The sequence below is a fragment of the uncultured Psychromonas sp. genome (assembly GCF_947489755.1).
Classification (GTDB): domain Bacteria; phylum Pseudomonadota; class Gammaproteobacteria; order Enterobacterales; family Psychromonadaceae; genus Psychromonas.
Genome location: NZ_CANLFB010000094.1, coordinates 1 through 277, shown reverse-complemented (window position 1 = coordinate 277; position 277 = coordinate 1). Strand labels below are relative to the sequence as shown.

The 277-nt window shown below is 40.4% G+C and carries 1 protein-coding gene; it reads right to left on the bottom strand.

Annotated elements, in window-relative coordinates; all coding sequences use genetic code 11:
• Positions 1–277 (bottom strand): transposase (locus tag Q0794_RS18150; RefSeq protein WP_298944287.1); only part of this gene is annotated, 277 nt, incomplete at both ends.

Here is a 277-nt window from a genome sequence, read left to right as displayed (position 1 = left end):
GCGGCTAGCTGCCTGCCATTTTTAAAGGCCCCCGCATCACCGACTGATGCCATTAAAGCGGCTGAAATAATAGGCCCAATACCTGGTATGCTTTGTAACAATGCATATTCATCTTTGTCTTTAATTAGGTCGATCAACTCTGTTTTTACTGCTTCAATTTGAACACTTATTCGTTGTATATTACGATAAATACGTAGGACAAAACTGCGTGCTATCGACGTTAATTCATTATTCGCATCTTCAACGATATCAGGTACTGCGTTCATCAAAGTCGTGA